The sequence below is a fragment of the Nocardia thraciensis genome, from assembly GCF_054782435.1.
This window is the reverse complement of the sequence record NZ_BAAGSM010000010.1, coordinates 131955-157415: the sequence shown is the minus strand read 5'-3', so window position 1 is coordinate 157415 and position 25461 is coordinate 131955. Positions and strand designations below refer to the sequence as shown.

Below are 25461 nucleotides of genomic sequence, written 5' to 3'. Positions count from 1 at the left end.
AAGCAATAGCAGCAAACAGGTGGCATCCACCGGTTCGGCATACGATACGTTAAGAGATCCAGAATTCTGGCTGTTCCGAATCTTTCCGCTGCGGGTGGTCATTCCGGTGGCGGCGGCGGCCGCGATCGTCGCCTGGATCGTGCTGGCATTCACCGATCTCCCGCTCGCCGCGGCGGGCGCCGCCGCGGCGGTATTGCTCATCGGTCTCACGCCGATCCGGGGCCGCTCGCTCGCCGGACGCATCGCCTCCCGGCTCGGCCGTCGAAACCGGCCACCGGTCGACCGCGTCGCGGAACCCGCCATCGACGTGCCGCTCGACGAGGGCGGCAGCTACGGCGTGCGCTGGGACGGCGACCTGCTGGTCACCATGCTGCGCATCGATCCGCCGCCGGACACCCTGACCCTGCTGCGCCGCGGCTCGCTGAGCACCGACCAGCTGCTGCCGCTGACCGAGGTCGCCAAGTGCCTGGACCAGTTCGACATCACGCTGGCGGGGATCGACGTGGTGAGCACCGGCGCGCGCACCGCGGGCACCGGCGTCGTCGCCTACCTGTACGACCGCATCCTCGGCCCCCTCCCCGCCATCGCCCACCGCACCGTCTGGCTGGTGCTGCGGTTGAATCCGCTGGCCAGCGCCGAGGCCGTGGAGAATCGCGGCGGCGGGGGCGCCGGCGCGCTGCGTACCGCCATCATCGCCACCCGCCGGGTGGCCAATCGGCTGGCGGCCCTCGACATCGCCGCCTCCGTCCTCACCGCGGCCCAGATGAATACGGCGGTGCGCGAACTCACCCACGGCTTCGACGTCACGCAGTTGCGGGAGACGCCGCACTACCTGGAGGACCGGGGCCGCCATCTGGCGTTCTACCAGCTCGGCGCCGATATGGTCGGTCCGCGCGGGCTCGCCGACATCTGGGCGGTGCCCAGCCTGTCGACCACGACCGTGCTGCGCCTGCGGCCGGGCGCCGACCGCGGCGATCGCAGCGACCACGCCGGTACGGTGGTGCTCAACGCCGTCGTCCGCTTCGACACCGGGGCCCCGCCGGAGCGGCCGCCGCTGCCGGGCCTGCGCGAGCTGACCGGGAACCAGCTGCGAATCCTGTTGGACACCTTGCCGATCGGCGCCGGGGGGCAGTGGGGCGCGGACGTCGCCTACCGCGGGACGCTCGCCGCGCTGACCGACATCACCGTGCCGACGGCCGGTTGCGGGCAGCTGATCGGCGCCGACGAAACCGGCCAGGGCATCGCCGTGCCGCTGATCGGCGAGGGCACCCGGCATCTCGAGGTGATCGGCAACGTCGACCTCGCGCAGCAGATGATCCTGCGGGCCACCGCGCTGGGCGCCCATGCGATCGTGCATACCAACCGGCCCGAGGCCTGGCACACCATGGTGGCCAATCTCAATGCGCCGCATGTGCTTTCGATCGCACCGCGATCGGCCGGGGCCAGCTACCACCCGCCCGCACCGCCGCCGCCGCACGCCGCGGCCTATCCGAGCACCACCGTCGTGGTCTTCGACGGCATCCAGCCCACCGCGCTGACCGGCGGCGCCACCATCGTGCACGTGCGGCAGCCGAATCAGCCGGAGAGCCACTTCGAGGCCGATGTCACCCTGAGGCAGGATCCCGAGGCGCCCAACCGGATCACCGTCCGCACCGCCGCTGCCTCGGCCACGGTATTCATGGTCACCACGCCGGACGAGATGCAGTACATCGGCGAATCACTGGTCGCCACAAGGTAGTTCGAGAAACGACGACAGCCGGTCGGGGCGATCCCCGACCGGCTGTCGTCGTCGGTACCGGCTCAGAAGTCGGCGAAACCGTCGCCGACGCGACCGTCGGCCTCGAGGGCGGCGTGCTTGGCGTTCTCGACCTTCTTGGCCAAAGCGTCGAGCCGAAGCTTGGTGTCCTCCAGCGCCTCGTTCATCTTGTCGCTGGCCTTCTGGAAGTTCGCCTGGGCCTGCTCGCCACCCAGGTTGTCGTGGAACGCCTTGGCGGCCGACTTCAGCGCATCGATCTCGCCGCTGATCTTGCTGCCGTTGGTCTGCAGCTCGTCGAACAGCCGGTCCATGGCCTTGGGGTCGTAAAGAATTTCAGACATGTTCTCGATTCCTCTTGGGTCGAATGGGTCGAATGCAACACACGGGGCAGGTCTAGACGGGGGTCTCGTCCATCTTCACGAGCTGGCTCTTACCCGAGGTGACAGCCTCCGACAGCCGGTTGAGCATGTTGTTGAGCTCGGCCGACTCATCACTCCATTCGTCCATGATCTTCTTGAACTCGTCCTGCGCCTGGCCCTTCCAGCCCCCGCGCACCTCGTCACACGCCGCGTCCACGGCGTTCACGGACTGGCGCAGGTTGTTGATCGACGTTTCCATGTCGTTGACAACCTTGTCGATACCAGCGGTCTGGACACCGACCTTGTCTCCACCGAACATTGACATATCTCGGATCCTTTCGTAACGAATGAGTTGGGTCGGAGATCGACTTGATCTCCGTGAATGGATAGCGGGTCGAGAATCGCTACGGCGGCAGCCACCTCCCCCCGGGCAGCCCGTCGATCAACGCCGTAATCGCCTGCGTGACACGATGTTCGGTGCCCGGCGTAACCGTGGACCAGACCTGCTGATCCGGGGCGACCATGGGCGCGACGACGATCCGCCCGCGGGCGGTGTCGTACACCGCGACGGCCCCCGGGATCCGGGTGGTCAGTCCGTCGTGATGTGTCGACGCGACGATTTCGGCGAAGGTATGGCAGGACCCGAATGCCAGGCCCAGGATTGTGGCGTCGCGGTCGGCGGCGCCGAGCGCGTACATCGCATCGGTGTACTCGCTGGCGGTGGTGGCCGCGTTCAGCCGGTCGGCCAGTTCGGCGGCCGGTGCGCTGACGCTCGCGACATCGGCCGCGGGGCACGGGCCGAGCGCCGCCAGCAGCGGTGCGGCCAGCGCCGGGCCGGAGCCGTCCACCCAGACCGACCGCACCTCGAAGCTGTCGCCGCGACGGACGGCCACCGCGTGGGTGCCGCCGCGGCGCACCAGGCAGGCGCGACGCGTGCCCTGCTCGGAGTAGACGCGGACGGACAGCTCGTATTCGGGCTGCGCCAGCGTGAACAGCGCCTGCGCCAGCTCCGTGTCGACCTCGCCGTGCGAGTCGATCACGCCGCCCGCGATCAATCCGGCGACGGCCTCCTCGTGGGCGCGCTGGAACTCCTCGAACGAATCCTGTTGCGGCCCTACCGACAACGCCAGCGGCAGGGTCTGCACGCCGAGCCGATCGGCCACCGCGAGCAGCGCGTCGTTGGTCAGGGTCGTCATCCGGCGCCCCCGGTCTGCCGTCCGTCGGGCGCGGCGGGCTCGCCGCCGCCGAGGACCGCCGGGGCCGCCTGGATCTCGCCGTCGAGGTAGTCGCCCGCCTCGCCCGCGAGGCTCGCCCGGGGAAATCGCGGGACATCCTGCGACGCACCGCCCATGCCGCCCGGACCGCCCGCGGCCGGACTCATCGGGACGGCCTCGGCGCTGGCGCTCGAGGCGTTCACCGGCACCGGCCGCGCGGTGATCTCGCTGCTCGCCCCCGACTGCGAATAGACCGGCGCCTGATAGGCGGTGCGTACCCGCGGCACCGCGGTCGGCATCGAGGGGATCGCCATCCGGCCCATCGGCGCCATGCCGGGCATGGCGCCGGCCCCCGACGGCACCGGCGTCTGCCGGGCCGCCTGCTCGGCGGCCAGCGGACGCTCCGGCGCCACCGACGGCGGCTGCTCGTGCTGCCACGGCGTCGCCAGCGGTTCCGTGGCCGATTCGTAGCTGCGCATCACCCGCGAGGCCACCGCCTTGGCGACGTCGGCCTCCGCATCGGTCTCGACCGCCACCGCGCGGATCGGCGCACCGAGCATGCCGCCGACCGACTCCAGCACGCGCTGCACCTGCTGGATGGATTCGATATCGGCGGTATTGGGCATCGCCAGCCGCGCCACCTCGTAGGCGGCCACCTGGGCCTGCATTCGCGCGGCATTCTGCGCGGCCGCGCCCGCGGCCTCGGCCAGCCAGTCCCGCAGCGCCGAAACCCGTTGCAGCACAGCATCACTGCGACCGGACTGCCAGGCGCCGCGCAGCGCAGCGAGGATCTGCTCGTATTCCACGACCGCGGCGCCGAATCCCGTAGCCAGCCGCGACCACGCGGCCGCGGCCTCGGCCATCGGCACGGAGCCCGGGCCCGTGGCGAGGTCCTGCGCGAGCCGCTGCGGCTCGCGCGCTTCCCACACCACGCCCGTGAACCCCGGCTGTGGCATCTCGATCATCTGCTGCGCAATACCTTTCAGGCCGAACCTTCGACCGAGCCCAGATTCGCGACGTTGTCGGCCTCCATCCGACCGAACTGGTCCGTATTCAGCCGTAGCGTCGCCGCCAGCTTGCGCATCTCGTGCACACTGGCCTGCGCGCTCGACAGATACGACGTCGCCACCTCGTTGGAGGTCTGCGCGGCGCGGCCCGACACTTCGTCCACCCCGGCGGGTTCGACCGTCAGCGCCTCCTCCGCGGCCCGCAGGTCCGAGGCCAGCCGATCGGCCAGCGCGTCCAGACCCGTTGCCGCCCTCCCGGCCGACGCGGGGTCGAACTGTACTCCGTCGTTAACCTGACCAGCACTCATGACGTCCTCCTGTTGTGCTCGGCACCCGTGTCAGAGAGTGAGTTCTTTATCCGGCGGTGGTTCCGGCGATGTGTCGGTCGCGCCGACCACCGGCAACGTGACCCCCTCGATCCGGCCGACCACCTCGTCGCCGTGCTGGCTGGTGACCATGTTGGCCTTGACCACCGCATCGGAGCCCGCGTCGTCGGCACGGGCCGCACCGGCGGCGCCCGCGGCACCGCCCATCGGCATGTACGGGCTGCTGCCGCCGGACCCGGTGCTCGACATGCCGCCGCCCGGCATCGCCGCACCGGCACTCGCGGCGGCCGCGCCGCTGATGCCGCCCGCGGCCCGGGTGCCCTGCCAGGGGCTCAACGGCTGCGCCGCGGTCCCGGCGGCCGCGCCACCGACTCCCACAGCTCCGCCGCCGCCACCGACGCCGCCGCCCTTGCCGCCCGCCGCGCCGCCGCCACCGATTCCGCCACCGGCTCCCGCCGCGGCGTCCTCCGGTTCGGCGACCAGCGTCGGCGCCGACATCGACGTATTCGCCTTCGCCAGTTGTCCGATCGCCTGCGCGCCCTGGGTGCCCATGCTCATCAGCGGGCCCAGCAGTTGCAGCATCTTCGTCACATCCTGCGAGGACTTGACGCCCTTCGGAGCACCGGTGATCGGAATCTTGGTGCCCGCCTTGGTCATCCGGCCGCCGTGGACGGCGAGCTCACCCTTGGTCTTGGCGGTGATCGCCAGCGCCTCGGTGATCGACTGGATGGTCTGCTGCACCAGGAAGGCCTGGCCGACGCCGCTCACGATGAACAGCGGCGCCATCGCCATGGTCATCGCCTGCTTCGCCACCACGCCGCCGATCTGGATCTGGCCCGTGGCGACGCTCCCGGCCGCGCCGATCAGCACGTCCTTCTGCCCGGCGCTCTGGGCGCCCAGCGCGGCCGAATCCACATCCGCGGCGGCGGCCTTCTTCGACGCCTCCTGTGCCGCCTGCCCCTGCCAGAGGGTCATGGCGATCTGCAGTGCCGAGGTGCCCAGCGACATCACCGTCTGCAGCACGCTGCCCACGTTCGACAGCATCTGGGTGGGGTCCATCGGCGGCGGAGCGGCCACCGGCTGGGCCGCGGGAACACCCGGATCACCCTGTGCCGCACCGCCTTCCGGTGCCGGTGCGGGCGCCGGCGCCACGGCGGGCGTCGGCGCGAACTGCCCGGTGCCGAACGCCGAGGCGAGATCGGTCAGCGGTCGCATCAGTGCGCTGAGATCGATCACCGGAAGCGGCGGCATGCCCGGAAGCGGCGGCAGCCCCTGCAGGTCAGGTAGGCCCGGCAGCCCCATGTCCTGCAGGATGTGATCCACCGGCTTGTCCAACATGGGCGCCAGCGCGCTGCCGCGCAGTAGCTCCAGCACCGTCGGATCCGGTGGCTCCGCGCCCGGCGGCGGAGTCACCCCCGGCAGGCTCATTGCCGCGTGCCGACTGACCCGATATCCGCGCCGGACGCGGCATCGGTGGTCTCGTAGGTGGCGGCAGCCTGATGCGACGTGAGGGCCGTGCCGGCGTGCACGGCGGCCAGCTGCGCCACGGAGGTCAGATGATTGGCCTGCGCGAAGGCGAAGGACAGCAGGAATTCCTGGCCGATGAGCCCGAATACCGGAACCGCCGCGGCCATTGTCGCCGACTGGTCGACCGCACCGGCAGCGGCGACCTCGGAAGCCATCACGGCCGAAGTGTCGCCGTATCGGCGCAACGCGTCCGGCACTACTTCTACGTGATTCATACCCTCATCCAATCTCAAAACGTCGCACGGCGTTTCGGTCTCAACGGTACCTTTACAGGTTCATAGGCTGCGATCTGTGCGGGGTTAACATTCGGTGACTACCCGGCGTTCTCCTCGTTGTAGGCGGTCACCAGATCGGCGCGTTCGGAGAAGGCCTGCTCGGCCGCGGCACGAGCCGTGCCGACCAGCGTTTTCTCGAATTCTTCCGGCGAGAGTTTCGAAATCCGGCCGGAAAAGCTCAGCCCGACCAGTGCGCCGTTGCCGTCCACCTCGGCGGTTATCGCGCCGTCTTCGGAGGTGACGCTGGCCCGCACGCCCTTCATCGCGTCATCGAGATCACGCAGCCGGTACAGCTGCTTCTGCACGCGTGCGATCAGCTCGTCCATCGTGTCGACCATGGCTACCTCGCGTTCCCCTCGACGGTCGGCCGAATCCGCAGCTCAGACCGAGCGCAACCAGCTCTGTGGCTGCGTGTCGTATTCCTGTTCCTCGATGATTTCCTGGCGCGCGACATCCGCCTCGGTGGGCAACCCGGTCAGCGCCAGCATGTCGGGGCTGAACCCCGCCTCCTGCAGTTGCTTCCGACGTTGCAGCCCCGCGCGGTTGGCCGCCCGGCGGCACAGCCTCAGGATCTCCCCCGCCAAACTGTCCGGGTCGCGGCGCAATTCGTCGGCATCGACCCGGATGCCCAGCGGCAGGCCCTGTTCGGTGGTCCGCACCGCGATCGCCCCCGTTACCGAGGCCGCGCTGAACTCGGCAGGAAACTCGTCCTCCGGCCCGCCCTGTCCCTCATGCGGCGCAGTCATCGTGACCTCTCGTGAAAAAAAGTGTCATGGACAGCATCTCATGCACGTCAAGCCTGCTATAGGAATTGCACGCCAGCCGCCGACCACTCCCGTTCACCTGCATGATCTGCGCTCCCTCCCGGTGACACATCCTACCCAGCACCCCGCGCGGGCGCCGACCGATCGGACTGTCGACCGCCTACTGAAGGGTAGGATAACGGTGCCGGAGTGCGCTCGGCAGCGGGTGTTTCGGTGGCAGGCGTCAGGCGCCGATCTGTGCCAGGATGTCGGCGAGGGGTCCGTGGATCGTGAGTGCGCGCGCCGGTCGCGAGTGCCGACCGCGGGCGGCAATACCGGCCGTCGCCGTTGTCGTGTCGACGTGGAGCGTTCACAGTGGGTGACGATGAGGTACGCGATATGAGACGGGGTGGACCACGTGGGTGAGTTGGATGACACCTTCAAGGGGCTGACGCAGAAGGCCGAGGGCAACAAGTTCAGTTTCGACAACACGATCGCCCGCAACATCGCCGAACTGTGCACATCGATGCTCTATACCCTCGATCAGATCGAAAAAGGCATGGAACCGGCGTCCACCGTTCCGGCCTTCAGCTCGCTGCCGTCCGGTCCCAAGCTGGCCGAGAAATTCAAGAAGGCAGCGAAAGACTTCCACGAAGTCTCGATAAAAGGCCATCGAGAGACCATTACGAACATGGCCGATCTTTTCATCAAGGCCGGTAAGGTCATCGTGGATGATGACCGCAATACCGGCGAGGTAATCGGCAACATCAGAGACTACCAGGTCCGCGACAAGAAATACTTCGACTCGCATCAATTCAAAAAGCAGTCCTTCAGTGCGCTGAACTACAGTGGAATTCCGGATGACAGCAAGAAGCTTCTGCCCAAGGATGGGGGCGGCGGACCCTACGGCGCGGCGGCAGATCTCGAGGGTGTCAGCACCAGCGTCCCCTCGACGCCGTATGTGGAACGGTCACCGAAGGCAAACGGAAAATTCGGTGACCAGAAAGAAATCGACGCCCTCAAGAACATTGCAGGCAAGGACCTGGACAAGTCCGGCTATTACGAACCTGAAGACGGTCACATGCTGACCCTGAAAATGATGAAAGAGCATTACACCTTGATGAAGGGAAATATCCCGAAGATCGAGGATGTGGCTCAGGTTTGGAATGGCGGGTTGTCGCTGCTGGCGAATGAGATATCGGATTTCAAGGCCAAGACGGGCGAGGCGATAAACGGAAGGGGCGCGACCACAGCATGGGAGGGGGAGTCTGCCCAGCAAGCCAAGGGAGCGATCCTGCGATACTGTGGCGAGCTGACCAAGCTGCAGAACGCAATGCAGGCGACCTTCGACAACTTGAGAATCTCGGCCGGTTGGCTGCGAGGTCTGCAACCCTACATTCCGGAATATGACGAGGACGATTGGGCTCGAATGGGTTACGAACCCAGTTTCGCCCGATCGATCCGAGATATCGCTGCTGCTAAATGGAATGATTTCTACCTCCCCGGGTATGCGTTTTCCCGGGACACCGTCGTTCAGATGCCCGAACCGGCGCCAAAACCCAAAGCATCGACACCGCCGGAAGACCGACGCCCAACCAGTGGCAATCCCAACAATGGCAATCCCAATAGCGGCAACCCCGGTAGCGGCAACCCCGGCGGCGGTGGCGGCAATCAAGCCTCGCAGCTGGCTGCTCTCGAGAAGCAGCAGCAAGAGAACGACAAGCGCATGAAGGAAGCCCAGGAAAAGCTGGACAGAGAAGCCAAGGAGAAAGCCGCCGAGGACAAGAAGCGGCTGGAAGATTTCAAGAACGAACAAGAAAAGGCCGACCAGCGAAATAGGGAGCAGGCGCAGCAACAGGCCGCGCAGCAAGCAGCACAGCAGGGGATGCAAGCCGCGCAGCAGGCTGTCCAACAAGGCATGCAGACGGCACAGCAAGCGGCACAGCAGGGGATGCAGGCGGCCCAAGCGGAAGCGGCCAAGGCCGGACTACCGTCGATGGGCCGACTCGCCGAGTCGGCGCTCAATGCCGCCAAGGGCGCCGGTAGTGGCGCCGGTAAGGGCGGCGGCGCCGGTGGCGGCGCGGGTGGCGGCATAGGTGGCGGTGCCGGGCCGCGGGAGAATTTGCAGGCATCTCGATTGTTCCCGCGCGCGTCCGTCGCCGCCGAAGGCGGTGTGGCATCGACCGGACGGGCCGGGGTCGCCGCGGGATCCGCGGGCGCGCCCGGCATGGGTGGGCCGATGGGTGGCGGCGGCGCCGGTGGCGCCGGTGGCCAGAACAAGGAGCACAAGCGGGCCGACTATCTGGACTCCTCCGAACACCTCGAAGAGGCACTCGGCGAAGCTCCCGTTGTCGCCAAGCCGGTCGTGGAGCAATGAGGTCCTGGGAACTCACCGAAGCCGAGTTCTTCGTCCTGTGGAAAGACCACACCGATGATGTACTGCCGATACCGATATCGTTCACCTCACGCGCCGAGGTGTACGAGGATTTCGTAAGAGAGAAAGCAACAGCGAGAGCTCGTCTGGACGAGATATTGGAACCGGCGTTACACGATGCGGTTCGCACTATTATTCGGTCGGATTTTTATATTGTCGTGACCGGCTGGGACGAGAGCCGTCCGCTCCGCCACGAGGGGGAGATTCGCGTGCTGGCAGCAAGACAGGGAGCGCACGGCTATACCGCGACCCAGGCGCCCGGTGAATCGTTCTGGCTCGGTGGCGGGATCACCATCACCGAATGTGATCCGCTGCGTTTGGCCGACAAGGCGGTGGCAGCTTTGCCGGATATGGCGGCCGGTAAGCGCGGCCATATCGCGATAACCGACGATGAAAAGGCCGAGCTGGACTACAACTACGGGAGTTCCGCGGTTCACGACTCGTTCAGCGAATCCGTCCAGGTGCGTGCGAAGAATTTCATCGATACGACGGCGATACGCGCAGGGCAGATCACCATAGCCCAGGGGCAGTCGATCTTCGGGCCTCGTGGCCTCACCGAGCACAAGCTGAGATGGCGCGATATCGACAACGACGGACGTTATGTAATCACCGATGAGCACCCGCCGGTGGCGGTGCCCGCAGACACCGGGAAGTTGACGGCGATGATCAACAGCCGGAGCGCCGATATCGTCCGCGCGATCAAGGAAGAGCGAGCGTTGTGATCCCGGGCGGCAATAGCGGCCGGGCAGCCCACGAAACGCTGGGGTAGGCCGCCGGGCCCGCCGCTCACCGAATCGGGAAGTCGGCGGCGGCGCTGGTCCGGCGCTGGTGGAAGCGCTCTTCGAAGCCCTCGGTGTAGGTCGAGGGTGCGACCGAGGAGGAGGACTGTTCGATCACGCCGTCGTCGGCGATGTAGAAGATGGCGCGGCCGACGGCGATCTCGCCGGGCTGGGTGGGGACGAATACCATCCAGCCGACGTTGAGCCGCTCGGCGACCAGTTGGTCGACGGGATAGCGGGAGGTGTCGATGCCCAGGCCCAGGATGTGCTCGCGGACGCGGGTGATCGCGCGCTCCTCCGAGATCGGTTCCGGCACAGTGGTTACCAGCCCGGCCAGCGACAGCTGGTACAGCGCGCCGTCGATATCGTCGGACGGGTCGGTGAACAGCGCCGTGAGGGTGTTGCGGGTGACCACGCCCGCCTCGGCCGCGGCCACCAGATTCGCCGCGGTGGACCGCAGTTCCTCGCTGGGCTCGGCGCTCAGCACGCCGCACACCACGTCGATGACCGTATCGGCGGTCCACATGCCGGGCACGGCCGCGCTGATCCGGTCGGAGGCAGGTGACGCGCCGCGGTACCAGCTCCCGCGCTCCCACCAGTAGCAGAAGGAGAGCATGCCGCGGGCCGCGCGGGGGTTGAGCACCTGGTTGGCGACCCAATCCGGGGCGCCCGCGTACAAGGCGGGCAGCGGGGCGCCGCTGTTGTACGCCGAATCCAGTTCGGGCGAGTCCCAGACGCCGCCGGACAGCACCGCGCGACCGCCCGGGAGCACGTACAGCGTCGAGCCGCTGCGGGAGGAGCCCTCGAAGACGCCCAGCGCGGGCAGTACGCGCGGGCCCCACTCGGAACCGACGGCGACGAAGGCCGCCGCGACCGTCGCCCACCGCGCCCACAGCACCGGCAGCACGGGGAAGCCGTCCGCCGACGGCACCGCGGCGACCCCGGCCTCGCGGTCGGCCCGCGCTTGCTGCGCGGCCTGCTGCGGCGAACGCCACTGCCGGTTGTCGTGGCCTATATATGCGGCGAGCCAAACGGGCAGCCGGTTGCGCGGATAGGTCTCCAGATCGGCCCGGTAGGCCTCGGGGATCAGCAGTTCGTCGTCCGGGAACGGGTCGTCGCCGTAGTCGTAGTCGGCCTCGAGCTGACCGGTGGCCTCGAGCCGCAGTACCAGGCGCCACCACGGACCGTCGCCGAGCTGTGCCGAGACCTCGCGCTGCAGCCGCACCAACTCCACGACCTCTTTCGAGGGGTCCGCCCGGACCACGCGGTCGGCCTCGTCGAAGTACTGCACATACATCACCCCGCCCGCGACGGTGATCGAGAAGACCGCCCGCAGCCTGCGCCAGCCCTCCGGCCCGGCGACCGCGAGTTCTCGCGCGATGGTGTGGGTGAGCTCGGTGGCCTGCTCCTCGACCGACTTTTCGGCCGGAGGCGTCTCCGGGTCCTCCGCAGAATCCTCCGGCGCCATCCGGAAGGCGCGGTCAGGCGCCTCCTCGCCGTCCTCGGGCTTGTTCTGCTGCGGGTCGTTCATGCGGTCAAGCCTTCCTCATCGTTGCGATGGGTGCGCGGCACCGGCAATTTGCCGTGCGGGCAACCACGGCACCAGCCGACAATATCGGGGTTCGAAACGGGGTTGCGAGATGGTCAGTGACGGAAGATCCCCTCTCGTCGCTGGGGATCGGACAGGATCTCGCTGATCATGCGTCCGACGTCGCGCCCCTCGCCCGGGAACGGGTAGCGGGCGTCGACGATCGCCATGCCGCCGCGGCCGACCTGCAGCCAGGTCTGGACCGGGTCGGTGCGGCCCCAGTAGACGTCCACCGCGGGATCGTCGAGGTCGACGACTTGGCCGTCCGCCCACAGCCGCAGCCGATCGTCGCGGCGATAGAACACCACGGAGATCTCGCCGAGCCGCCCGTACACCCCGTTCACCGGGCCGGTCGCTGTCGACAGCCATTGCACGGCACCGGTATTCGGGTCGAACATCGCCGGGCCGCCGCTGCCGTCGGCGGACTGCAGCACGATCCGGCCGTCAGCCGGGCGAGTTCCGGTGTCCCACCGCCGATCCACGCCGCGCGGCCCGCTCCCCAAGGCCGGGGCCTGGGGCGGAACCGGAGGCGGCAGCACCGGAGGAACCTGCGGTTGCGTGTCCGAGGAGACCGATCCGTGAGGCGCGAAGCCGGTCGGCACGTCCGCTGTCGGCGGATACGGATAACCGGGCCCGCCCGCGTGCGGTACGGACCGCTCCCCCGGCGGCACACCATCCCGGACCGATCCCTGAACACCCGGTGGCACAACGCCATCCGAGACCGGAGGCAGATGGCCGGGTGGTTCAGCGGCATCCGGGAGGGATGCCTGGTTGTCCGGCGGCACGCCGTCACTCGGCGACATCGGCTGGGCCGAGGGCGCCGGGGATTCGGAGTTCGGCGGTGGCGTCCCGGGAGGTAGCAAACCGTCTGCGGGTGGCTGCGCGGTTGCGGAGGGGGGCCACGGGCCGTTCGACGACGGCACCTCCGGCGGCGGCATCTTCCACGGCGGCGAGGTCGGCTGCGGTGGGACGGGCGCACCGGCCTCCCCCGTGGCCCATGGCAACCGCGGCTGCTCGGGCGGCTGCCCTCCCGGCCACCGCGGCGGGGTCGACCCAGCAGGCTTCCGATGTGGCGGGTCCTGGGGCTGTGGGTCCGCGGGCGGTTGCGGCGGGGTGGGGTACGGCGGCTCCGGGGTCGGACGCCTCGGCGGTTGCGCTGGGGACTGGTGGTGTGGCGGGTCTTGCGGTTGTGGGTCCGCGGGCGGTTGTGGGTGGGTGGGGTGCGGCGTTTCCGGGGTCGGCTGGTGCGGGTTCGACGACTCCAGCCACTCCGATACATTCACGTCGGGCGCGCCGAGGTGTAGGGGCGGTAGCTTACCGTCGGGCAGTTCGACGTCGAAGAAGTGCGGCGGATGCGGGACCCGCGACATCAGGTATGGCGCAGGGCTTTCCGCACCGTCGGCCGAGGGCGGACCCGCCTCCGGGCCGCGCCTCCCGCCGTCGCCGGTCCCCCCGGACCTGTCCGACCCACCGTCGTCGGTGCGCGACCCACCGAATCCGTCCCCGTCACCGGACGGACGCCACCGCACCTCTACACCCGACGAACCATTTCCGGCGCGACCCGTCCTCTCTCCGGCGCGACCCATCTCGCCCGCGACACGACCCGCCTCATCCCCGGTCGGGCCCGTTTCATCCTCGGCCGCCTCGGCTGGTTGTTGGGCCGCACCGGCTTCCATGGGTGAAGTGGGGTCAGCCGTGTCGTCGCCCGTGCCTGTGCGGATGTCATGCCCGCTGCCGATCGGGCGTCCGCTCCCCGGGGTGGCAGCATCGGCCACAGGGCCGGGCTGTTCCTGCTCGGCGTCCGTGGCCAGCACACGGTTCCGCCCGGTGCCCGGGTGCCGGGAAGTCTTGTCCGCGAGCGATTCCGGAGGTGATTCGTTCGATGCTCGGGGGGTGTGGCGCGACGGAGGTGCGGCCGGTGGCTGTTCCGCTGCGGGCTCGCCCGGTCGGCCGGGGACGGGGGACGGAGTGGCGCTGGAGCGGCTGAAAAGGATTGTTACCGCGGTGTTTTCGCCGAGTGGGCCGCGCAGTTCGCGGAAGGATATCTCGGTGAAGCCGAACTCGGCGACGATGCGGCCGGTGAAGGTGTTGCGGGCGGCGTCCTCGGGCGTCAGCCGCAGCTCCTGGATACCGGCGTTGAACGAGTCGAGGTTGTCCGACAGGACGCCGCCCGCGTGCCAGCCGTCCTCCAGGCATTGCACGCGGTCGCCGAGTTCGCGCAGCACGTCACGCAACATGGTTGCGCCGCTGGGAGTTTCGGGACCCACCCGGACCTCGCCGCGCAGGATGCCCTCGCCGTCCACCCACATGTACACACCGTGGTCGTCGTCACCGCCGTACCGATGCACGTAGGAGACTCCGATACCGGCGTCGGTCACGATCGGCCCCGGCGCCGCCGGAGACGGGTTCGGGTCGGCGCCGAGCGGCGTACCGGCGGTCGCGTCGCGCGCCAGCTCATCGGTCCGCGAGAGCGCCTGCGCGAGTTCGTCTTCCAGGCGTGCCACCGAATCCCGGGCCCGCAGGTATCCCCGGGCGGCGGCCTCCAGCGCACGTCCGCGCTCGCGCCACAGGTCGGGCTGACCGGGCTCGGGCGCCTGCCGGGTCCGGGCCACCAGGTCGTCGACCCATCCGATGACGTGATCCTCATCGGTCAGCCCGGCCCGCGGATCGTCGGTGAAGTACTGCGCCGCCTCGTCGAGCCGAGACTCCGCCTCCCGCAACAGGTCCCGCTCCTCGTCCAGACGCGCCCGCGCCTCCTCGGCCTCGCGCAACGCCCGCGCGAGCGCCACATCACGGTCGCGCGCCACCGCCCGCCACTCCGCATCGCCCTGCGACGCACGTTGCCCACCCTGTCCCTCCCCACCACGCCCCTGACCACCCTGCACCTCACCCCCACGCTCCCGGCCGCCCTGCTGCTCAGACCCGTGATTCTGGCCGCCGCGTGGGCCGGGGCGGTTTTCCTCGTCGCCGGCTCGCGGTCCAGTTTTCGGGTGGGGCGCCGACGATTCGGCCTCGGCCGCGTGCGACTCGGCCGTTTCGGGCCCGAGCGATGCGGCCGGGCGGTGTTCTTGCGGAGCGGCCGTCTCGAGTTCCGGCGCGTCCGCGTCGGGCAGGGCGGACGGTTCGTCGCCGCCCCGGGCGGTGCGCTCCAGCGCCTGCTCGAGAGTCTCGAGATGCTCGTCGGCCGCCGCGTATTCGCGCACCGCGAGCTCGAGCGCGTCGACGCGGTCGCGTCCGGCCGCGTCCGGTTGCCGGTCACGCAGCGTCTCGAACCAGTGCTCGCCACCGACCTCGCGCCCGAGCAGCGCCTCCAGCGCGTCGATGCGCAGCGGACCGGCCGCGGCATCCAGCGCCGCCGACGCCTCCCGCCAACGCTGTTGTGCCGCAGGCAATTCCAGCTCGTATCGATCCCGCGGCAGGAACCCGGCGAGTTCGCGCTGCCCCTCGTACAGCGCCGAGCGCCGCAGATCCCGTTCGACGCGGGCGAGGTGCGCATCGGCCTCCACGCATTCGACGAGCGCGCGGGCGAGCGCGTCGACCCGCTCCCGGCCCGCGGCGTCGGGCTGCCGCCCCCGCAGCTCCTCCAGCCATTGATCGCGATTCGAGGACCGGTGCGCCGCCAGCGCGTCCTCCGGCGCGAAGCGCAGTTCCCGGGCGAGCCCGGCCAGGACGTCCGCGGCCCGGTCGGCGCATTCCTGTGCCCGCGGCAGCGCCAGCAGGTCCGCGAGGTAGGAGTTGTATTCCAGGTCCCGTCGCCAGCCGGTGAACGGGGGACGGGCGGCGTCCCAGTGGTAGCCCGCGGCGATGGCATGCGCATTGGCGTCGTACCAGGTCTTGCCCGACCGCCGGTTGGCCGGATCGCGCTCGTACTCCGATTCGGTCAGCGCGTCGTGCAGTAGCACCAGATCCTGCTGCAGCGGACGGCGCAGCCGATCGATCACCTTGTCCGGCAACGGCTCCACGGTCAGCAGCCGCTGGAACGCCTCGGCCACATCGGCGACCTGACTCATCCGCCGCCACACGAACCGCCCGGCCGAGTCCGCGTGATCGCGAACCAGATGCTTGTCGACCATCAGGTGGTCGATGATCTGCCGCACCTGCTCGCGGGTGAACGTCGGCGGCCGCAGTTCGTCGGCGCCGGTCATGTAGTCCTCGCGCAGCGTCGGCGCCGACGGGTCGTCCACCAACGCCTGCGCCACCCGATTGATGGCCTCGTCGGTGACGCGACCGTTCTCCTGCAGCTCCAGCAGGCGCAACCGGATGTCGTAGACCGCGTCGCGACAGGCCTTGCGGTCGGTGGTGGCGAAGGCCCTGGCCACGGTGCGCAGATCCCGGTCGGAAGCGCGGTGGATGTACTTCCCGATGTAGTGCTCCAGCCGCCGCGCCGCATCGGGACGGGTCAGCTCCAGCGGCACCTCCTCGATCAGGTCCACCTTGACCCGCCGCACCACCTCGCGCGCGGCCAGCACCTGCTCGTTGCGCCGGTGCTGCGCGAGCCCCTCGAGAATCCGGTCGGCCAGCCGCGGATCGGCGCGGAACCGCTCGTACTGCCGATCCGTCCAGGACAGCAGCCGCCACTGGTCGGCGACCTCGTCCCCGGCGGCGAAATCGTTGCGCACGTGGGGAATGAGATCCGACACGATCGCCGCGAGATCCGCGTCCGCGACCCGACCGTCGTCCTGCAGGAGCAGTAGGCGCTGCTGCACATCGGTGATGATCCGGCACATCTCACCGTGGTCGTCGGTGCGGAAGGCATCGGCCAGCTGCCGCGCGGCCGCCTCGATGTATCCGTCGACCCGCTCGACCTGCGCGGGCAGATCGTCACGGGTCGGGTCGATCCGAGACAGCCCGTCCACCAGCTCCCGGCGGATGCGGTCCACGACCTGCTCGGCACACCGCACGCGCTGATCGTCGCGGAACCGGTCCAGGCCTTCGACGGTCCGATCGATGACGCGCCGGGTCGCCTCGGGCAGTTCGGCGCGCTGCGGATCCAGCGAATGTTCGGCCGGGTCGCGCCGCGGGAACATCGGCTGCTTCTCGTACTGGGACTTCAGATGCCATTCCACCGCGGACCACACCGTCGAGAACGGCGGGATCTTCTTCAGCCACGGCCGAGCCTCGAGATAGTCGCCGATCTCCGGATGCCGCTGGATCCACGCCTCGACCCGTGGATCCTGCAGCGTGCTGAGCAGAATGCGGATGGCGCGCTGGGTCGAGTTGATCTCGCTGCCGATATCCAGGCTGTAGATCGCCTCCTCCGGAAGATCGCCCGTGAAGAAGTAGCCCTCGACGCTCATGGCGTTGAAGGGCAGCAGGTCCTTCGCGATCATGCCCGGCGGGATATCCGCGAAAGGCAGCGCCAGCGTGTTGATGTAGTGCACCAGACCGCCCCACCAGTCGGGGTTGCCCGGATCGTAGATGTCGGGTGCGTTGTCTTCCCGGTTGGTGCGCCAGAAGGGGCGGGTGGGGTCGACGTAGTGCCAGTCGCCCGGTTCGCCCCATCGGATGGTCCTGGTCCCGAGGTCGCCGCGGACCCATCCGCTGTCGTGCACCTCGACGGTCGGGCTGCCGCGCAGCGGTTCGCAACGCACCGCGCCCGGGCCACCGATCATCTGCCGGTACTCGATCAGCGGCTCCCGCGTCATGGCATGTGCGACAGCACGATTCGTGTGCGTCGCCTCGATCAGCGTCGCGGTGAAATCGGCCCACGGATGGTCGAAGTCGGCGCGCGGGCCGAGCACGATGATCTTCGGCCGCTCCCCGTCGGCGATCGCGCACAGATCGGTCACCACCCGTGCGCCCTCGGCCTCGAGCACCTCGCGCCAGGTTCCGGCGGCCCGTCCGGTCTCGTCCGCCAGGCGGGCCATGGCGTTGTCGACCCGGATCACGTCGTGCGCGGCCGCCCGCAACGCCCCGAGCCAGCGTTTGTTCTGCGCGCGTATCTCCTCGTCCTGGCGATCGACGAGCTTCTGGCACCGCATCAGCTCCCGGTTCAGGTCCTCCGGAGTCGGCCCGAGCCTGCGACGGTCGACCGGGACGCCGTGCGCGCGCAACCGCTCGCACAGATCCACCATCATCGACCGGCGGGCCTTGTTGTAGGTATCCCGGAACAGTTCGCCGCGTTCGGCTTCCAGCCGCGTGATCTCGCGGGTCGCCTCCGGCGAGAGCGGCCTGCCGCCGCCCACCCCGGCCCGTTCGAGTTCCGCCAATCGCGCCTCGATATCGCACACCGCCTTGTCGACGCGGTTGAACTCCTCCACCGCCTCGACCAGTTTGCGGATACCCCGGCGCCGCAGCGCGACCTCGGCCGGGGGCATCTGCACGTGCACGACCCGTTCCGGGGTATCGAGGGTGCCCGGGATCCGGATGGTCCGGGCCTGCGTCGTCTCGAACAGTTCGAGGATCCTGCGCTCCAGCGCCTCGCCGGTCAGTCCGGCCGCATCGCGCAGCTCGGCACGCTCATCCCGCTTGGCGCGCAGGAACTCTCGCTCGCGCATCAGTTCGTGCCACCGCTCGATCAGCCGCTCGTGCTCGGCCTGCGGCGATTCGTCGCGCCGCACCGCGACGATCTCGCCCTCGACCCAGGCGAGGTACTCCTCGGCGCCGTCGAGCCGGTTGCACACCTGGATCAGCTCGACGACGTGCTCCAGCTCGTCGTGGTCCTGCACGCCGTGGCGCTCGCGCACCTCGCGCAGCGTGTCGCCGAGCCGGTCCGGCCGCAGTGCCACCCATCCGTCGTCGGGCGGCACGCCGAGCAGCTCCGCCAGCGTGTTGCGTCGGCGCAGCAGGACCTCCCGCTCCCGGATCGCCTCCTGCCGCCGCTGATTCAACTCCTCGAGCCGCGCACGCGCCTCGGCGTTGTCCGCCTCGGAGCGGGCGCCGCCCTCGGGAGACAGGTCGGGGGCACGCAGGTCGTAGACGGTGGCCCGGCCCTCGCCGTCCACCCGGACCTGCCGGTAGGAAACCTCGGACCCGTACTCCGCCAAGATGTTTCGCAACTCCGAGTGGGCTGCCAGCAGGCCCTCCGGGTCCGGCGCGACCAGCAGCGCGCGGGGCGGGTCGCCGGGCAGGCGGCACACCAGGTCGTGGCCCGGCAGCGGCGTGCCCCGCGCCTCGGCGAGCAGGTCGCGGGCGACCTCCCGCGCCGCCGCGTCGCGCAACCGCGCCTCCTCCAGCAGCGCGGCGCTGTGCTCCCACAGCTTGTCGGCCACGGCACGGACCTGTTCGTCGGCATCGGCGGCACGGCCGCGGGCGAGCAGGTCGTCCTGCGCCCGCCGCACCACGCGGTCCAACTCGTAGGCGTTCGGGCCGTCCTCCGGCCGCACGCCCAGCGGCCGCGCCAGTTCGGCGGCCTCCGCGAGCAGTCGATCGCACACCGCGCCCTGTTCGGCCACCCGGGCGAGGGCGGCGTTGAACTCCGCGACGCGAATCGTCGGCGTGTACGGGTGGTCGTCCACGACCTCGAGCCGCGACGGCGGCGCGCCGCCGTCGGCCCGATCATCGTCGGAACCAGGAGATTTCGGACGCGGTCTGCGCCCGCCCTCGCCGCCCACCGCGGGTTCGCCGTCGCGACCGCCCCGCGCTTCCGATTCGGATTCGACTGTGCCGGAGTCGGATTCATCGGGGCTCGGGAGACGCTGGGCGCCGCCGCCCGAGCTGGGCGCGTCCGGCTCCGGCGCCGGGGCGAGTTGCGGCGGCTCGTCCGGCGGATCCTCCCGGCGCACCGTGACCCGGCCGTCCTGATCGACGCTGATGCGCAGCACGACGATCCGGTCGCGATCGGGACCGGCCAGCTCGCCGATCACCGGATCCAGCGCGACGGCCCGGTCGAGTGCCTCGCGCGGGTCACCCGATTCGCCCCACACCGCGACGGCCACGCGGCCCGGCGCACCCTCGATGAGGCCGACCCGGGGCTCGCCGACCAGCACGTGCGCCCCGGCCCCGGTCAGCGCGTCGTGTTCGATCGAGCGTGCCAGCTGCTCACCCGCGCCGGTCAGGGCCGCCGCGGCCTCGTCCGACGCCTGTGCCGCGCGCCGGTGTTCCGCCGCGGCGCTTTCCAATTCGTCGAATGCCAGCAGCCGTTCCCTCGCGTGCGGGCCGACGACCATCGTCTGGTCGCGGAGCCTGCCGAGCAGGTCGGCCAGTCGCGCCGGATCCGTCACCGCATCCCAGGTCGGCGCCTCCTGCCCCGCGCGCTCGCCGCGCTGCCTCGCCTCCCGCTCGACCTGTTCCACCCGGTCCATGGCGGTCCGCAGGCGCCGCTCGGCCTCGTTCTGCGCCCACGCCGCCTCCAGCAGCTGCGTCCGCTCGTCCTGCACCAGCGACCGCCGCCGTTCGGCGAGCAGGTCGGCCAGCCGGTTCAGGTCCTCGGCGCGCCCGCGGACCTCGGCGCGCAGCTCGCCGTGCACCTGCGCCAGCTGCTCCGCGGACGGGCGTTCGTGCTCCTCGATCACCCCGTCGCGGAAGGCGTCGTACACCTCGACGTACCTCTCCACCAGCTGCTGAAGTTCCTCGCGCAGTGCGAGATCCACCGCCTCGCGCTGCTCCGGGGTCAAGCCGCGATGCTTCTGGCTGTCGCCCGCGCGGAATTTGTCGTACGCCTCGACCTTGGCGGCCAGATCGCCGATGTCCAGGCCCATGATCCGCGCCCAGTCACGGTTCACGCCGTCCTTGGTGGGCGGCCCGGACGAACCGTCCAGCCTGCCGACGAACTCGACGAGATCGCCGACCACCTCGCGCAGGTGCGCGACGGCGGAATCGTCGCGGATCGGGTGTTCGGCCCGCACCGACAGGCCCGAGTCGGCGCCGGGCCGGGGTGCGGGTTCCGCGGCCAGGATCGCCCGGGTGAACTCCGTGAGGCGGTCGACCACCTGCCGCGACGCCCCGTCGCCGCGCATCAGCTTGTACAAGGCGCGCTTCAGCTTGCGCGTGCCGATGCTGCGCGGATCCGGGTGCCGCCGGTATTCGCGGTCGTAGCGGTGGCCGTAGAGATCCTGCGGCCGCAGGCCCAGCGGTTCCGCCAGCCGCCCGCGCGCGACGATCACCGCACCGCGGTCCCCCTGCCGCAGCTCGTAGAAGCAGTCGGTCACCTTGTCGAGCAACGCGTTTCGTTCCTGCTTGCCCAGCGCCGGATCGGTGAGCAGCCGCGCGACCCGCGCTGGCGTCGGCTCCCGCGTCCCGGCCAGCTCGGCGAACGCCGTGCGCAGGTCCGTGAACGCGGTCTCGCTGCGCATCGGCGACCCGCCGCCCACCAGCCGCGGATCCGCGGCGAGGTCGCCCTTCCACACCCTGTCGGTGGGATCCAGCCGGAGCAGCGCGTCCGCGAATTCCCGCAGGTGGGCCCGCAACCGATCGGTCTGCGGCACCGGCGCGCCGTCGACCTCCGCCGAGCGGTGCACCGGATCGGCGATTGCCCGCGCCAGTTTCTTCGGGTCGATCCCGTCCGGATCCCGCACGACCTTGCCCTGGTCCTCGTCGTATTTGAGCGGACTCATCGCGTTCTCGTCGTGCGCGCGCCCGAGCAGCCTGCGGGCCAGCCGATCTCGGGCGGCGTCGACGGCGTCGGCGTCCACCTTGCGCGCCTGCGTCGCGTAGTCGGCCAGCGCTTTGACCGCCCGGTCGCGCTTGGTCGGGCTCAGCTCGGGATCGCACAGCGCCCGTGCCAGACGTTCCGGGTTCAGCTCGCCCGCAGGGATGTCCAAGCGCCGGGCCAGCGCGCCGCGCGCCAGCCCGATGTCGTTGAACTCCTCGATGGCGCTCGCGCTGCGCACGTAGTCGACCAGGGCCTCGATCTGCACCGCCCGCACCGCGTTCTGCCGCCGCTCGGTCTCGACCGCACCGGGCTCGCGCATCAGCGCCTCCGGGTCCAGGCCGAGCCGTTCGGCCAGCGCCCGCACCTCCCGCTCGACCTCGGCACGTGAGCGCGGCTCGGGTTCGAGGTGGGCGGCGGAGGCCGGATCCGGTTCGGGCGCAACCGGATCCGCGGCGCGCGGCTGTACCGGACGCCAGGGACCGTCGCCCTCGCGCACCAGCAACGCCCGCACCGGGCGGCCGTCCAGCTCACCCTCGAAGAACCGCGCCCGGGGCGTGTCCACCGTGCCGATCCGCACCGCGCCGTCGGCTTCCACCCACCCGATTCGATAGTCGGGCACCAGGTCTCCGCGGTTGAGCGCGACGATCTGCTCGCGATGCCGCGACAGCGCCCCGGCCAGTACCCGGTCGTGGTTCAGCTCGGCATCGATGACTACCAGGCGGCTCGGATCCCCGTCGACGAGCCACACCCCCGGCTCGAGCTGCCGGGCGCCCTGGCCGTGCCGCAGCCATTCGGTGGCGGCCAGGTCGATCAGTGCCGTCCCCGTCTCGCGGTAGCGGTCGTCGACGGCGCGGTACTCCCGCGCCAGCGTCCGCATCCGCTCCAGCGCCTGCTTGCGCGCCTCGGTACCCTCGCGCAGCGCCTGCACCGTCTCCACCAGCCGCACCGGATCGCGGGAGACATCGTCGGGGAACAGGTCCTCCCAGGTAGCGAGCTGATCACGAATCTGCTCCCGCCGCAACGCCTTTTCGAACAGCAGCCGCAGGCCGCCCTGCTTCGGCCTGCCGTCCTCGTCGAACAGCTCGAACCAGCGCGGCGGCGGCGCGGCGGTCTTGTTGTTGACCCCGAGCCACTCGAGCAGGAAGGGGTCGCCGTTGTCGGCACGCACCAGTTCCTGCAGCAGGCGGCCCAGCGGATCGTCCGCGTGCGAGTTGATTTCGCGGCTGTAGGGGACGAACGCGTCCTCGGCGTTGTACCACCGCAGCGCGTCGAGCAGCCCCTCGGTGGCCGCGCCGCGGCGGCAGATCTGATATTCGAGATGGTCGATCGCGCGCCGCACCGACTCGTGGGTCAGGTCCGGCAGGTCCACGCCGTAGCCGCGCGCGAGTTCGACGATGGCCTCGGCCGCCGCGACCCGCTGCTGTTCCAGCTCGTCGATATCACCGAGCCACTCGCGCAGCGCATCGCCCTCCTCGGTGCCCGGGCGGTACTGCTCACCGGCCTCCGGGCGCGCGAAATGCTCTGGCGGCGTAGGCCCTTCCGGTCGGGGCGGCGCGGGCGGTTCCTTGTCGGCGCCGCGGCGACCCCACCGCTCGGCCTGGTCGTAGCTCAGGTCGACCTGCCGGACGAGCCGAGGATCGGCCTGCTCGTGCCAGGGTTCGTACACGGTGCCGTCCGGTCGGCGAGCGGGCGGCAGCTCGCTCTCGTGGTGGCGGCCGAGGAAGAAGTCGCCGAGCCGCTCGCGGTTCTTGAAGAAGGTCAGCACCTCGACGGTGAGGCCGATCGGCAGCTTCTTCACCACCTCCGAGGCGCCGTGCAGCCCGCCGAGATAGTCGCCGACGTCATACCCGTGGCCATGGTGCTGAGCGGGCGGGTGCGCGGTGGACGGCGCGGGCGCCGTGGACTCCGGCTGCTGGACCGCCGACGCCGAACCGGACGGCGCCGCCGGGGTCTCCAGGACGCGCGGCGCGCGGACGAACTCCCACAGCCGGCGCAGCACCGATTTCCTCGTCTGGGCCGGATCCGCTTCCGGCTCCGGGGATTCGGCCGGATGCCTCCGCTCGTCCGGGACCACGCGCCAGCCGCCGTCGCCGTCGGGCTCCGCCCGCAGCAGCACTCGATCCGAGCCGATCTCCAGGACGAGTTCGCGCGATCCCTCCGGCGGTCGCTCCCGCGGTGCGGTCAGGACGGCCAGGTCGGCGAGATCGACGGCCTCCCTCAGGGTTTCGGCACGCAGTTCGGCGAGCACCCGCGCGGTGGCCGCCGGGGGGGCGAGACGTTCCGGATCGACGCCGAGGACCCGCGCCCAGCCGTCGCGGGTGGCTTCGATCTGCGCGCGGTGCTCCGGACTCGTGGCCTCCTCCACGCGGGCCACGTGCTCGGCGAGAGCCTCGATGGCGCCGGCCCGCAACGCGTTTCGGTAGCGTCGCCGCTGCAGGACGCCGTCGCGGTCGGCGCCGGTCAGATCCTCCTCGCGCAGGCCGAACCGGTGCAGTAATTCCTCGCGCAGCTCCGCTTCGAACAGCAGGCGGGGCTCGCCCGGCTCTGCGGTGTCAGGGCGGGGCGCCGGACGCGGTGCGCCGCCGGATTCCGGCGGCCGCACCGCACCCCCGGGCCGGTCAGGGGCCGCGCCGGGCAGCCCGGTACGTGCGGGCCCGGAACCCACCTGCGGCAACAGCTTCGGGTCGGCCTCGAGCAGCCAGTACTGCTCGACCGTGTACGTGCCGTCCGCGTGCTGCCTGCCGTACTTCTCATCGAGGTTCGCCCGGGCCATATCGTCCGGATACCGCATCGCCCGCGGCTGCTCACCGGGGGCGTCGCCGAGGAATCCACGCGCCCTGGCGATTTCGGCGAGCTCCTGCAGGGCGGCCAGCGGGTCCGGGTGACCCGTGAACGCCTCGTCCAGGCGCAGCGCGCGAATCAGGCCGTGCGCGTACTCACGGTCGGAGTCGGTGCGCGACTCCGGTGGCGCGTCGTCGCGGTGCTCGGCGGCCAGGGCGTCCAGGAACTTGCGCACCGAGTCGAGCGGGCGGCGATCGTGCGCGGCCGAATCATCGCCGCTCGCACCACGTTCCGGTACGGGCAGCGCGGCGGAATCGTCGTCCACGCCGTCACGCACCGAATGGTCACGCAGCCATTCGGCGAGTTCGCCGTGCTGCCGCGCCGACCATTCCGCCTGCTCGGCCAGCTGCCGCTTCAGCCAGCTGCCGGGGTCCGCTTCGGCCGCCCGGCGCGCCTGCTCGGCGCGCGCCCGCGCCTCCTGCGCCGCCCGGTCCGCGGGGGTGTCGCCCTCGCGGGCCTGACCCACTGTCTCCCGCCGGGAACCGGCCGGTTCGGCGCGGGCCTCCTGCGCCAAGCGGCGGCGGGTGGCCTCGGCGACCCGATCGACAGGCTGTCCGGTGCCGTCGAACAGGATCGACTCGGTGCTCCGGACGCCCCGCGCCAGCCGGGACAGGTCGCCGGACTCCCTACCGGCGGCGACATCGCGGACGACCACCCGGCCGCCGCCCTGGTGCACGAGCAGATAGGCGTGGCCGCCGACGCCGTGGCGATCGGATCTGCCCGCGTACATGTCGACCACGAGGGCGGCCGCCCCGGGCCCCAGCGTCCGCAGTTCGGCCGCGATCGCCTCGTGGTCGGTGAACGCGCGCAGCCATCCGCCCGCGTCGGCGATCAGCTCGCCGCGCGTCATGCCCTCCGGCCCGATGATCCGGTCGGGCAGGCGGATACCCGACCCGGCGCCGAACATCTCCAGCAGCTCTCGCAACGTCAGCTCGCCGCAGCGGCCGCGATTCAGTTCATCGAGCAGGGCGTCTCGGGACAGCAAGGCACCGTCCGAATCCCGAAGCACCGCAGCATGTTCGGCCTCACGGCGCGCCTCCCAGCCCGGATCGGGAGCGCGGAGCTTCGCCGACCGACCGT

Annotated in this window: 14 protein-coding genes (1 of these 14 cut by a window edge); 3 read left to right on the top strand and 11 right to left on the bottom strand. The window is 70.4% G+C overall.

Annotation, left to right across the window (positions count from 1 at the left end; translation table 11 throughout):
* Positions 1–94 precede the first annotated feature (94 nt).
* Positions 95–1738: a type VII secretion protein EccE gene (gene eccE / locus ACYVLQ_RS03845; RefSeq protein WP_460695963.1), complete on the top strand. Its 1644-nt coding sequence runs from the start codon at positions 95–97 to the stop codon at positions 1736–1738.
* 62 nt (positions 1739–1800) lie between these two features.
* Here the strand turns inward: eccE and ACYVLQ_RS03840 are convergent, their stop codons facing one another.
* The 9 genes from ACYVLQ_RS03840 to ACYVLQ_RS03800 all read right to left on the bottom strand — a co-directional run bounded on the left by ACYVLQ_RS03840 (position 1801) and on the right by ACYVLQ_RS03800 (position 7210).
* Positions 1801–2097, bottom strand: coding sequence for a WXG100 family type VII secretion target (locus ACYVLQ_RS03840; RefSeq protein ID WP_460695962.1), 297 nt, complete (start codon positions 2095–2097; stop codon positions 1801–1803).
* A 52-nt stretch (positions 2098–2149) separates the two neighbouring features.
* Positions 2150–2440, bottom strand: a complete 291-nt coding sequence (locus ACYVLQ_RS03835) for a WXG100 family type VII secretion target (RefSeq protein ID WP_460695961.1) — start codon at positions 2438–2440, stop codon at positions 2150–2152.
* Positions 2441–2519: 79 nt separating this feature from the next.
* A complete protein-coding gene (locus tag ACYVLQ_RS03830) occupies positions 2520–3311 on the bottom strand; it encodes an ESX secretion-associated protein EspG (RefSeq protein ID WP_460695960.1) in 792 nt (263 codons plus the stop codon).
* Complete coding sequence (locus ACYVLQ_RS03825) at positions 3308–4294, bottom strand: PPE domain-containing protein (protein WP_460695959.1); 987 nt, start codon at positions 4292–4294, stop codon at positions 3308–3310. The genes ACYVLQ_RS03830 and ACYVLQ_RS03825 overlap by 4 nt, the downstream gene beginning before the upstream one ends.
* 17 nt (positions 4295–4311) lie before the next feature.
* Positions 4312–4644: a PE family protein gene (locus tag ACYVLQ_RS03820; RefSeq protein ID WP_460695958.1), complete on the bottom strand. Its 333-nt coding sequence runs from the start codon at positions 4642–4644 to the stop codon at positions 4312–4314.
* A 30-nt stretch (positions 4645–4674) separates the two neighbouring features.
* A complete protein-coding gene (locus ACYVLQ_RS03815) occupies positions 4675–6075 on the bottom strand; it encodes a hypothetical protein (RefSeq protein WP_460695957.1) in 1401 nt (466 codons plus the stop codon).
* 11 nt (positions 6076–6086) lie between these two features.
* Positions 6087–6404 carry a type VII secretion target gene (locus ACYVLQ_RS03810; protein ID WP_460695956.1) on the bottom strand — a complete coding sequence of 106 codons (318 nt, stop codon included), beginning with the start codon at positions 6402–6404 and terminating at the stop codon, positions 6087–6089.
* Positions 6405–6502: 98 nt separating this feature from the next.
* A complete protein-coding gene (locus ACYVLQ_RS03805; RefSeq protein WP_460695955.1) occupies positions 6503–6802 on the bottom strand; it encodes a YbaB/EbfC family nucleoid-associated protein in 300 nt (99 codons plus the stop codon).
* Between the two features lie 42 nt (positions 6803–6844).
* Positions 6845–7210 carry a hypothetical protein gene (locus ACYVLQ_RS03800; RefSeq protein ID WP_460695954.1) on the bottom strand — a complete coding sequence of 122 codons (366 nt, stop codon included), beginning with the start codon at positions 7208–7210 and terminating at the stop codon, positions 6845–6847.
* A gap of 415 nt (positions 7211–7625) precedes the next feature.
* Between ACYVLQ_RS03800 and ACYVLQ_RS03795 the strand changes: the two genes are divergently transcribed.
* Both ACYVLQ_RS03795 and ACYVLQ_RS03790 read left to right on the top strand, forming a co-directional pair.
* The gene (locus ACYVLQ_RS03795) at positions 7626–9584 is read left to right on the top strand and encodes a hypothetical protein (RefSeq protein ID WP_460695953.1); all 1959 of its coding nucleotides are present in this window, start codon (positions 7626–7628) and stop codon (positions 9582–9584) included.
* A complete protein-coding gene (locus ACYVLQ_RS03790) occupies positions 9581–10363 on the top strand; it encodes an ESX secretion-associated protein EspG (protein WP_460695952.1) in 783 nt (260 codons plus the stop codon). Before ACYVLQ_RS03795 ends, ACYVLQ_RS03790 begins: the two co-directional genes overlap by 4 nt.
* A gap of 64 nt (positions 10364–10427) precedes the next feature.
* Here ACYVLQ_RS03790 and ACYVLQ_RS03785 read toward each other — a convergent pair whose 3' ends face one another.
* Positions 10428–11951, bottom strand: coding sequence for a hypothetical protein (locus ACYVLQ_RS03785; RefSeq protein ID WP_460695951.1), 1524 nt, complete (start codon positions 11949–11951; stop codon positions 10428–10430).
* 113 nt (positions 11952–12064) lie between these two features.
* Positions 12065–25461, bottom strand: the 3' end of a protein-coding gene (locus ACYVLQ_RS03780) for a WXG100-like domain-containing protein (protein ID WP_460695950.1). The gene runs 17104 nt beyond the window's last position; the window shows 13397 of its 30501 coding nt (coding positions 17105–30501); the start codon falls outside the window, past its right edge; it ends in the stop codon at positions 12065–12067.

Excerpts from the sequence above, each read along its gene's own strand:
- ACYVLQ_RS03830 (WP_460695960.1), bottom strand. The coding sequence starts at position 3,311 with ATGACGACCCTGACCAACGACGCGCTGCTCGCGGTGGCCGATCGGCTC.
- ACYVLQ_RS03835 (WP_460695961.1), bottom strand. The coding sequence starts at position 2,440 with ATGTCAATGTTCGGTGGAGACAAGGTCGGTGTCCAGACCGCTGGTATC.
- ACYVLQ_RS03800 (WP_460695954.1), bottom strand. The coding sequence starts at position 7,210 with ATGACTGCGCCGCATGAGGGACAGGGCGGGCCGGAGGACGAGTTTCCT.
- ACYVLQ_RS03820 (WP_460695958.1), bottom strand. The coding sequence starts at position 4,644 with ATGAGTGCTGGTCAGGTTAACGACGGAGTACAGTTCGACCCCGCGTCG.
- ACYVLQ_RS03840 (WP_460695962.1), bottom strand. The coding sequence starts at position 2,097 with ATGTCTGAAATTCTTTACGACCCCAAGGCCATGGACCGGCTGTTCGAC.
- ACYVLQ_RS03805 (WP_460695955.1), bottom strand. The coding sequence starts at position 6,802 with ATGGTCGACACGATGGACGAGCTGATCGCACGCGTGCAGAAGCAGCTG.
- ACYVLQ_RS03785 (WP_460695951.1), bottom strand. The coding sequence starts at position 11,951 with ATGAACGACCCGCAGCAGAACAAGCCCGAGGACGGCGAGGAGGCGCCT.
- ACYVLQ_RS03825 (WP_460695959.1), bottom strand. The coding sequence starts at position 4,294 with ATGATCGAGATGCCACAGCCGGGGTTCACGGGCGTGGTGTGGGAAGCG.
- ACYVLQ_RS03790 (WP_460695952.1), top strand. The coding sequence starts at position 9,581 with ATGAGGTCCTGGGAACTCACCGAAGCCGAGTTCTTCGTCCTGTGGAAA.
- ACYVLQ_RS03810 (WP_460695956.1), bottom strand. The coding sequence starts at position 6,404 with ATGAATCACGTAGAAGTAGTGCCGGACGCGTTGCGCCGATACGGCGAC.